This window comes from Chitinophaga dinghuensis (genome assembly GCF_003259435.1).
GTDB lineage: Bacteria > Bacteroidota > Bacteroidia > Chitinophagales > Chitinophagaceae > Chitinophaga > Chitinophaga dinghuensis.
In genome coordinates this window covers 518431-530172 of sequence record NZ_QLMA01000007.1, presented here as the reverse complement: position 1 = coordinate 530172, position 11742 = coordinate 518431, and the positions used below count along the sequence as shown (strand labels likewise).

Genomic DNA, 11742 nt, shown 5'->3' with positions numbered 1-11742 from the left:
TGTTCCAGGAAGCCCCGTAGGGAAGACAAGTATCTTTCAACAGCGCCGGCCGTCTTGGCGGAAACTGTCAGCAGTTTATATTTACGTCCTGCATCACTGTCGCTGCGTACAGGCGCCTCTTCCAGGATGGCATGTGCATTGGTACCGCCAATACCGAAGGAGCTCACCCCCGCGCGCAGGGGCTGGCCATCACGGCCCTCCCAGGATTGCAGGTTCGTATTCACAAAGAAAGGGCCGCCATTGAAATCTATCTCGGGGTTGGCGGCTTTAAAATGCAGACTGGGCACCAGTTGCCGGTGTTGCAGGCAGAGCGCTGTTTTTATTAGCCCAGCTACGCCTGCAGCCGTATCAAGGTGTCCGACATTACTTTTCACAGATCCTATTGCGCAGGTTTTTTCTTTACCTCCCAGTGCAAAAGCTTCGTTGAGCGCTCTTACTTCAATAGGATCACCTAACCTGGTGGCTGTACCATGGGCCTCTACATAGCTGATACTGCCGGGTTCCACATTTGCCATCTTCATTGCGGCAGCAATACATTCCGCCTGTCCTTTTACACTGGGAGCGGTATATCCTACTTTCTGCGCACCGTCATTATTAACTGCGGTAGCTCTGATTATAGCGTAGATATTATCGCCATCCTTCATGGCTTCACTGAGGCGTTTCAGTACAATTACGCCGGCGCCCTCTCCTACTGCAGTTCCGGAGGCGTCCTTATCAAATGTTCTGCAATGGCCGTCATTCGAAGAGATGCGGCCTTCGTGATATTTATATCCTTTCTTTCGGGTAGTTTGAATGGAGATACCACCCGCCAGCGCCAGCGCGCATTCTCTAGTGAGCAGACTCCTGCACGCCAAATGTATAGCTCCAAGAGAAGTGGAACAGGCTGAATCTACATAAAAAACAGGACCGCGCAAATTGAGTTTATAAGCCACCAGCGTATTAATAAAGTTAGGCGTACTTATCATACTCAAATACAACGGATCAACATTACTGTTGGCCGATTGTCCGTATAGGTGTATTTTCCAGTTGGTATTACCTGATGCGCCAGCAAATAATCCTATTTTCTTTTTATCAATCGCAGCAGTGTATCCCGCATCCTCAAGGGCATTCCAGCAATGCTTATGGAATAACCTTATCTGCGGGTCCATCAGTGTTGCTTCTTCTACTGTATAGCCAAAGAATCCGTTGTCAAATGTTTCTTTTTCTGACAAAACCCCACCGGCCGTTTTTACGAAAGCGGCGTCGTTGAGCAGGGTGGCATCTACACCTCTTTCTTTCAATTCCTCATCCGTCAGGAACTGCAGCGATTCGCTGCCTGCTGCAAGGTTATTCCAGAACTCCCGGTAATCGTTGCTGCCAGGGAATTGGGCGGAGATCCCTATGATAGCTATTTCCAGCCCATCATACTGCTTAGCTGAGGTCATCTTCATACGCATTAAATTTATTGAGGTCACCTATTAATTCATCTCTGTCAAAATCATCATCTTCACCAGCTACCAACACCGGCTCATCGACTATAAAGTCGACCAGGTCTTCTATATTCGGATACTGGAATAATAGCGCGACGCTGATGTCTTTACCCAACAGTTTTGTGGATAGATGTGACAGGCGGACAATCTTAATGGAGTTGCCACCTGCATCGAAGAAATTATCGCGGATTCCTATCTTATCTTTACCCAGCAAGTCTTTCCATATTGCCACCAATTTTTCTTCAATCTCATTTCTAGGCTCCACATATTCCACACCGGACCTCAGCTCCATTCCCAGCGGGTCCGGCAACCGGCGTTTGTCGGCCTTGCCATTCTGTGTTAGCGGTATTTCTTCCAGTTGTACAAAATGAGAAGGGACCATATAGGCAGGAAGACTTTCTGACAGAAATTCTCTCAGCTCACCAGCATTTAATTCCTGATCAGCCACCAGGTAGGCAGCCAGCTCCTTTTCTCCTCCAGACGCGGTAACGGCCACCACTGCTGCGTTCTGCACTGATGGGTGTTGTTGCAGTGCATGCGCCACCTCTCCAGGCTCTATGCGGAAACCGCGGATCTTCACCTGCTCATCCCGACGACCTATGTAAACAAGGTTACCATCGGCCTCCCAATAGCCAAGATCGCCGGTCTTATACAAGCGGTATCCAGCAAGGAAAGGATTATCTGTGAATTGCCGCGCCGTTAATGCCGGCTGATTCAGATAACCGGCTGCCAGGCCTGCACCTGTGATACAGATTTCACCGGTCACGCCGGTACCACATATCCTCCCACCCGCATCAAGAATATAGATACCTGTGCCGGATATCGGCTTTCCGATAATCACAGGCTCATTCAATGACAGGGATGCCACGATACAACCTACCGTCGATTCCGTAGGGCCGTACTCGTTATAAACAGACATATTGCCATTCATGCCTTGCAGCGTTTCTACATGTGTGCCCAGCACCTGCTCTCCTCCTACAATAGCGCATCTCACTGATGTGGTATCTATTTCCAGTTGGCGCAGCATATTGATATGGGAAGGCGTTAGTTTAATACTGTCTATGCCGTGGCTGCCATCAAAACTTGCTGCCAGTATAGCGCTCAGCGATGTATGTTGCGGGAAGATGGTTAACATACCTCTGCTCGTCAAAGGACAGAATATAGTCGTTACCGTTAGGTCAAACGACAAAGAAGTAAACAACCCGAAATGTGGACGACCACCTTCAAAATAGTGACTGTTGGCCCATTGTATGTATGCAGATAAATTACCGTGCGTGATTGCACAGCCTTTCGGCATACCGGTTGATCCCGAAGTATAGATCACATAAGCCAGCGAATCAGGTGATGGCGTGTAGGTAGATGCAGACGCCGACAAAGGCAGCGTATCCAGCTGCACATCCACCGCTACTACTGCTCCGGTGTAGTAAGACAGATCAAAAATATAATCTGTCTGCGTTAGCAATATATTGATACCAGCATCCTGTATAATAAATTCCTTGCGGGAAACCGGATAGGACGGATCCAGCGGTACATAGGCTGCACCTGACTTCAGTACTCCCAGGATGCTGATCAGCATCTTATCTGACCGGTCCAGTAATATACCAATGCGCTCATCGTTTTTGATCTCATAGGTATTACTGAGATATACTGCCAGTTTATCTGATGCCTGGTCCAGTTCCTCATAACTAAGCGTGTGGCCTTCGTATATCAATGCTGCGGCATTGGGCTGTTGTGCTGCCTGTGCCTGGAAAAGCTCCACCACACTAGCATAGGGAAAACCTGCTTCCAACGAATGATTAAAGCCATTGATCAGTTGATCCTGTTCGGATGCGCTCAGGTAATGCAGGTCATTTACCAATGCTTCTTCTTGTGATATCACGGACCGTGTCATCTGCAGGAAATGTTCCTGCAACTGTGCCATCATCGCCGGCTCATAGGTGTGACTATTGTATTCAAATTTGATCATAATATCCTCACCCGGCAATACTGTTATCGTCAGATCAAAATTATTCTGTCCGAAGCCGGTACAGGATACAAGGGAGAGTACGCCATCTTCTTCCAGCTTCTCCATATTCTGTTCTATCAACTGCTGCACCGGGTAGTTTTCAAACAGAATAATATGATTGAAGAGTTCTCTGCCCAAATGATGGCCAGCTTGTATCTGCCCCAGTTGTGTATAGTGATATGGCACACTCTCCAGTGAAGCATACTGCACTTTCCGGAACAGCTCTTTCACCTGCATATCAGCGGTTGCCTGGATGCGCACCGGCACCGTATTAATGAACATACCTATCATCTGCTCTACGCCGCGCAGCTCTGCCGGGCGTCCGGAAACAACTGCGCCAAACACTACATCATTACTGCTATTGTATTTACCAAGCAGTAGTCCCCATACTGTTTGTATAAAAGTGCTTTCTGTTATACCCAGCCCGGAACAGAAGTTACTTACTTCTTTCCTGAGTGTACCATCGATATGGAAAATCTGTTTCTCCGGTTTAAAAACATAATTACCGGTGGGATTCCGGGAAGGTAGTACTGCTGCCTCTTCATAACCGGAGAGATAGGACTGCCAGTAATCCAGGCTGGCAGAAGTATTCAGCCCGTTCAGCCATTCAATGTAATCAGCATAAGGAACCGGTTTATCCAGCGCGGGTGAAATGCCCTGCTGCAGACTGTAATATATTTTGAAGAATTCCTGTATCAGGATACTCACGCACCATCCGTCCATCAGGATATGGTGGTGGCTCCAGACAAATTCATACAGATCATTATCCTTTCTCAGCACCTTCAGACGCATCTGAGAACCTTCGTGAAGGTTAAAGCCTTGTTGCCTGTCAGCATCGCGGAATGCTTGTATGGAGAACTCAGGCTGATGACGAATATCAAGGCAACTGAAATGGTTGCCAGCCTGGCGTTGCACTATTTGTAAAGGTCGGTCGCCATAGCTTTGCGTGAAGCAGGTCCTCAATACACCATGGCGGGCTACGAGCTGATTATAGCTCTTTTCCAGCAATGCTACATCCAGTGCACCTTTCACCTCATAGCTCATCTGTTCAAAATAAGCGCTGGAAGCAGGGTTGATCAGCCATTGATAGTACAACCCTTCCTGCAGGGGGCTTAATGTATAGGCGTCTTCCACACTGCCGGATGCCGTAAGTGCCATTACCGCCTCCACACTGAGGTCCTTGCAGGTGAGATCTGATGGCGTGAGATGAATTGTAGCCGTAGCGGCAAGTTGGCGGATCAGCAGCCCGAGATGCTGTTCAAAAGCAGCCATCAATCGATCGATGGTGGCAGCATGGAACTGTGCAGTATTATATCCTGCCGTCAGCCGCAGCCGGCCTTCCGCCACAATACCGGAAATATCCAGCAGAGAGGTTCTTTCCCAGTTCTCTGAAATAGTGCGGCCATGCGGCTCTCCGCTGAAACGGAATAACGCTGCGCCATCACTTGCGGTAACGCTATGGCCAAAGTCGCCAAGATAGTTGAAGTTAACTTCGGGTGTCGTGGTTACTTCCGCTGCCGTCATATAACGGAGAATACCATAGCCTATGCCCTTGTTAGGTATACGGTGCAGGTGTTCTTTCACTTCTATCAACTGCCGGATCATATCCGCCCGGTATTCCATATTGAACAGCACCGGATAGATGCTTGTAAACCATCCAATGGTACGGGTCACATCTACTTCGGCACCGATTTGTTCCCTACCATGGCCTTCAAGATTGATCAATACGCGGTCTGTTTCAAATACATCTGCCAGTGCCAGGCTCAATGCTGTCAGGAGCACATCATTTGTATCCGTATGATAGGCACTATAGCAACCCGTAAACAACTGTGTGCTTAGTTGCTGGTCCAGTGTGAATGAACGGAAGCTGATATCTTTTATCAGGTTGGTACCACCGGGATAATCCAGGGGAAGATGCGGTACAGGCTGTGCTGCAATGGCAGACCAATAGGCCGCTTCCCGCTGCAATGTTTCGCTGGAGGCATAAGCGGTCTGTTTTTCCTGCCAGAATTGAAAAGCATCCGTTTTCATAGGCAGACTTAATATTTGTCCTGCCAGCGCCTGCTCATACAACGCAGATATATCTTCCAGCAATATCCTCCAGGAAACGCCATCCATCACCAGGTGGTGTACTACTATCAACAGCCGATCTCCTGCTGCATCACGGAAGATGGCAGTCTTGACCAATGGACCGGTTTCCAGATTGATGCCTGCCTGTATACGGTTACAATGCTGATCAAAATCTAATGTATGATAAGGTAATATTTCGAGCGCATATCCTTGTGTTGCTCCTTTATTTTCCTGCTCCCAGCCTCCGGCCGTCTGACGATATACCATCCGCAGGGCATCATGGTGCAGCAATATTTTTTCCAGCGCTGCTTTCAGCGCCGCTTCATTGATTGTTGTCTGACACTGTAATAAAACAGACTGGTTATAATGATGTTTTTCTTTAAAATTATTGGAGAAAAAATAATACTGAATAGGACTCAATGGAATCTTACCAGTAATGATATCCTGACTGATGGAACGACTGTTCTTCAATACAAAGGTGGCGGTATCTTCCAGCACCGGATGCAGTAATAGATCCTGAATGGTAAGCGTGTAGCCCCTTTGTTTCATACGGGAAACCACCTGGATGGATTTGATGGAATCGCCTCCCAGTACGAAGAAATCATCTTTAATACCGATGTTCTTTTTCTTCAGCACTTCTTCGTATACCGCAATCAGTTGTTGTTCCACTTCATTACTTGCAGCAACATATGTTGCACCGGACTCTATTTCCATTCCCAGCGGGTCCGGCAACCGACGTTTGTCGGCCTTGCCGTTTTGCGTCAGTGGTATTTCTTCCAGTTGCACAAAATGAGAAGGGACCATATAGGCAGGAAGACTTTCTGACAGAAATTCTCTCAGCTCACCAGCATTTAATTCCTGATCAGCCACCAGGTAGGCAGCCAGCTCCTTTTCGCCTCCAGAGGCGGTAACTGCCACCACTACTGCGTTCTGCACGGATGGGTGTTGTTGCAGCGCATGCGCCACCTCTCCGGGCTCTATGCGGAAACCGCGGATCTTCACCTGCTCATCCCGACGACCTATATAAACAAGGTTGCCATCGGCCTGCCAGTAGCCAAGATCGCCGGTTTTATACAAGCGGTATCCAGCAAGGAAAGGATTATCTGTGAATTGCCGCGCCGTTAATGCCGGCTGATTCAGATAACCGGCTGCCAGGCCTGCACCTGTGATACAGATTTCACCGGTAACGCCTGTGCCACATATCCTCCCACCCGCATCAAGAATATAGATACCTGTGCCGGATATCGGCTTTCCGATAATCACAGGCTCATTCAATGACAGGGATGCCACGATACAACCTACCGTCGATTCCGTAGGGCCGTACTCGTTATAAACAGACATATTGCCATTCATGCCTTGCAGCGTTTCTACATGTGTGCCCAGCACCTGCTCTCCTCCTACAATAGCGCATCTCACTGATGTGGTATCTATTTCCAGTTGGCGCAGCATACTGATATGGGAAGGCGTTAGTTTAATACTGTCTATGCCGTGGCTGCCATCAAAACTTGCTTCCAGGATAGCGCTCAGCGATGTATGTTGCGGGAAGATGGTTAACATACCTCCGCTCGTCAAAGGACAGAATATAGTCGTTACCGTTAGGTCAAACGACAAAGAAGTAAACAACCCGAAATGTGGACGACCACCTTCAAAATAGTGGCTGTTGGCCCATTGTATGTAAGCAGATAAATTACCGTGCATGATTGCACAGCCTTTCGGCATACCGGTTGATCCCGAAGTATAGATCACATAAGCCAGCGAATCGGGCGATGGCGTGTAGGTAGATGCAGACGCTGGCAAAGGCAGCGTATCCAGCTGCACATCCACCGCTACTACTGCTCCGGTGTAGTAAGACAGATCAAAAATATAATCTGTCTGCGTTAGCAATATATTGATACCAGCATCCTGTATAATAAATTCCTTGCGGGAAACCGGATAAGACGGATCCAGCGGTACATAGGCTGCGCCCGACTTCAGTACTCCCAAGATGCTGATCAGCATCTTGTCCGACCGGTCCAGTAATATACCAATGCGCTCCTCTTTTTTGATCTCATAGCTGTTACTGAGATATACTGCCAGTCTATCTGATGCCTGGTCCAGTTCTTCATAACTAAGCGTGTGCCCTTCGTATATCAATGCTGCAGCATTGGGTTGTTGCGCCGCCTGCGCGCGGAAAAGCTCCACCACACTAGCATAGGGAAAGCCTGCTTCCAACGAATGATTAAAGCCATTGATCAGTTGATCCTGTTCGGATGCGCTCAGGTAATTCAGGTCACACACAGGGGTTGACGGGTCTGTAGTCAGCGCTGCCAGCAGGTATTCAAAATGATCGATGATTCTGTTGGCGGTAGCGGCAGAGAAAAGATCTGTATTATATTCAAGCGATAGATATACATCACTTTCAGATACCATAAACATAAATGTCAGATCAAACTTGCTGACAACATGCGCTGTGCCTTGATACCTGTTTACCGTAAGTCCGGACTCCGGAAGTATGTTTTTCAGATCACGGGTATCATGTAGATCGATGAGCACATCGAACAAAGTACTTCGACTCATGTCGCGCTGCAGTGGCAGTTCTTCGAGCATAAGCTCAAACGGAAAAGCTTCATGTTCATAGGCTGCCAGTGTCATACTTTTTACCTGATCCAACAGTTGGTTGAAACTTTCTGCTGCACTGAACCTTGTTCTTAGGGGCAAAGTATTCAAATACATGCCGATTTGGTCCTGCAGATCTGCATGATAGCGGCCAGCTACGGGACTGCCCACTATCATGTCTTCCTGTGCGGTGTATTTATATAGCAGAGAGTTTACAGCAGCGAGCAGGCCCATAAAGAGGGTCGCTCCTTTGTCCTGCAACATTTCCTGCAGACGGGTTATCACTCCATTATCGAGTACACGTGCGGCAATACTGCCGTTGTAAGATTTCATGGCAGGGCGTGGGTAATCTGTGGGAAGCTGCAGCACAGGCGGCTCTTCCCTCAGTTGTTGCATCCAGTATTTCCGGGCTTGTTCCAGTAACCCTTCCTCCAGCTGCTGCTCTTGCCAGGAAGCATAATCGCGGTACTGAAGTTTCAGAGGAACCAAGGAAGATGCTTCCCCTCGCACCTGGCTATTATACAACGTCCACAGTTCTTTTACCAATATCATCATAGACCAGTAATCGCAGATGATATGATGCATGGTGAACAGAAACACCCATTTGTTATCTTCCAGTTGTAAGAGCTCAGCGCGGATAGGCAGGTCTTCCGACAGTTGGAAAGGCTCCGCCATACTTTTGCGCACTTGCTCATCTGCAGTATGGGCCGCATCTGCTGCGGTTCTCAGATCCTGGAACTGCATACGAAAAGCGGCAATATCCGCAGTCAGGATAAACTGCCTGATTCCATCAACATCTTCCCGGAATAAGGTGCGTAAGCTCTCATGTCTGGCCACCAACTGTTGCAGGCTGTATTCCAGCGCTGCAACGTCCAGGTCACCTTCAAAAACGTAGGCGCCTGACATATTATAAGCGACGCTGCTGTTTTCAAACTGGCTTAACACCCAAATCCTTTTCTGCGAAGAGGACAAGGAGTAACTGGCTTTCTCGCCAACGGACCTGATGTTGTATTTCTCCCCGGTTTTATGGCGTACAATGTATGCAGCTTGCTCTCTGATAGTAGGATACAGGAAGATGTCCTGTACTTTCATCGCCGTACCGAATGCCTTGTGTATCCTGCCTAACAGTTGCATAGCTCTCAAAGAATGCCCCCCTGCACTGAAGAAAGAAACATTCCTCCCCACCTTTTCCAGTCCCAGTATGGCTTTCCAAAGGTCTGCCAATGCCATTTCCAGCTCGCCTTCAGGCGCTTCTCCCTGAAGCTGTTCCTGTACGGGTGCCGGTAATGCTTTACGGTCTATCTTTCCATTAGTGTTTAAAGGAAATTTGTCGAGGTGGATAAACCAGGTTGGTATCAGTTGTTGATTGAGATAGCGCGATAGCTGCAGGCGGAGTACATCCGCTTCAAGTGATGCTCCGGTGTAATAGGCAGTCAATGTCGATATATTATCAACAGAACGATGTACCGTCACTACGCAACCAGTAACGTTTTCCAGCCCCAGCATAGCCCGTTCCACTTCTCCCAGCTCTACCCGCACACCGTTTACCTTTACCAGATTATCCAGGCGGCCGATCACTTCGATGTTACCGTCTGCCAGATATCTTCCCTGGTCCCCGGATTTATAAACGATATCCGGTACTGTAGCCAGTGGATTTTGTACGAAACAGGCGCTGGTCAACGCCTCATTATTATAATAGCCTTTGGTGGCGAATGGTGTTTTGATATAGATCTCTCCGGTTTCTCCTGGCTGGCATACACGTCCATTTCTGATGATAGCCACAGTAGTATTACTGATGGGTTTACCAGCAGGTATAGACTGAGAAGGATTTTCGGAAACTTCATTGATCCTGTAGAAAGTTTTGACCAGTGTGGTTTCTGTAGCGCCGTAGAGATTCACCAACTGCGTGCGGTCGCCCATTACCTGGCGCCAGTTAAGCACATCTTTTACATACAACATCTCACCTGCCATCAACAGATATTTCACTTGGAGTTGCTTTGCTGCCTCCAGGTTTAATATCAACTCGGTTGTCAGTACTCTGAAAAGGGAGGGTACGCAATGCACCAGTTGTATCCTATTCTCTCCCAGCCATGCCAGTAATGCGGCAGGATCATTTTTTATTTCAGCAGCAGGGATATATACTGTTCCTCCGTTGATCAGTGCAGTGAATACATCCCGAAGAGCAGCATCGAAGGTAACTGCGGTGAGCTGACTTACCCGCAATGTTTCATTGAAGCCAAATTCTTTGGTTTCCCAGTGGATAAAATGGCTAAGACCAGCATTGGCGCCGAGGATAGCCTTGCCTTCCCCCGTGGAGCCGGAAGTATAAAATATGTAGTTACTGCTATTACCATCAGCGATCAGGGGAAGATTGCGCTGCCAGTCATTCTCTTCTGTAAAGGTAACGGGAAGGAATACACTTTTTTCACACCTGTAGAGATCGATGCGGCGATCATCGTGCAATACAATGAGACGCTGAATGTCTACCTCCAGTTCTTGTAGACGGCGGCATACGAATTCTTTTTCAGCAGCCGTTACTACCAGTATTCCATCGAATGTATCCCGGAAGATCTGTTGCAATTTTTTTTCTGCGAAAGCAATATCCACAGGAAGATAGACGCCACCTGTTTTGAAGATGGCCAGCAGTGCAGTTATCTGAGGAACAGAGGCCGGAATGACGACATTTACAATCTGTTCCGGTGTACATCCAGCCAGTTGCAGTACATGTGCCAACCTGTTGGCGTACGCATTCAGTTCAGAATAGGTAATGTTTTCAGTCGCTGATACGACAGCGGTGTTGGCAGGAAACTTTTCTGCCGCCTTTTCAAATACACTGTGTATTACTTTCTTATCCATTTTATCTGATTGTCGTATTTTTTAATCAAGGTCATAACAGCATTCAACGGTTCTCCTGGCCAGCAGGTCCAGCACATCGAGGTAAGGCACCATCTCATTTTCCGGCATTACGCCCAATGATACTTCTGTGCATCCGCCTATGATCATATCCACATTCAGCGCTTTCATCTTCTTCATGGAAAGCTGCATCAGCTCTCGCGCTTCATCGGAAATACAGGCGGATTTAAAACCGTTTTTCATATAGACGGCACGCATAAAAATTTCTTCCTGGCTTACAGGGTCTAGTGTCACTACCTCTACATTACATTTCTCCAAAGCCTGCTGATACAGACCGCTCTTAATGGAGCCAGTGGTAGCCAGCACGCCTACACGTTTCACAGCTGTATATTCATGCATAAGACGGTCAGCAAGGAGCTGCAGCGGATTCAATACTTTTGATTTACTGTAATCTGCAATACTGTCATAGTAATAATGAGAGGTAACACAGGCGATGGCCACTACTTCCACCTGTTGGCTGTTAAACATTTCCAACGATCTGTAGATGCCCTCCAACGGTGAGGGGCCACCGTGGATAATGGCACGGGTACGGTCTGGAATAGCAGAATTATTATGATATAATATCTCCGGAAATTCCTGATCAGTTATAGCCGGAGAATAATCGATAATCAGCTGCAGCAGTTTTACACCCGCGCGTGACCCCATTCCTCCTATAATGCCTACTTTCTTTTTATGCATAGTCATCATCAT

At 47.9% G+C, this 11742-nt stretch carries 3 protein-coding genes; all 3 read right to left on the bottom strand.

The genetic code is table 11. The features are described from left to right. Positions 1-1430: type I polyketide synthase (locus CLV59_RS21845; RefSeq protein WP_170137864.1), on the bottom strand; the 1430-nt coding region annotated here is incomplete at its 3' end. Then, complete coding sequence (locus CLV59_RS21840; protein WP_111594196.1) at positions 1411-10995, bottom strand: non-ribosomal peptide synthetase; 9585 nt, start codon at positions 10993-10995, stop codon at positions 1411-1413. The genes CLV59_RS21845 and CLV59_RS21840, both read right to left, overlap by 20 nt. Positions 10996-11016: 21 nt before the next feature. Beyond that, positions 11017-11739: an aspartate/glutamate racemase family protein gene (locus tag CLV59_RS21835; RefSeq protein ID WP_170137863.1), complete on the bottom strand. Its 723-nt coding sequence runs from the start codon at positions 11737-11739 to the stop codon at positions 11017-11019. Positions 11740-11742 lie beyond the last annotated feature (3 nt).

What these genes read in the sequence shown, in the direction of transcription:
- CLV59_RS21840 (WP_111594196.1), bottom strand. Translation starts at nt 10,995, where the DNA reads ATGGATAAGAAAGTAATACACAGTGTATTTGAAAAGGCGGCAGAAAAG.
- CLV59_RS21835 (WP_170137863.1), bottom strand. Translation starts at nt 11,739, where the DNA reads ATGATGACTATGCATAAAAAGAAAGTAGGCATTATAGGAGGAATGGGG.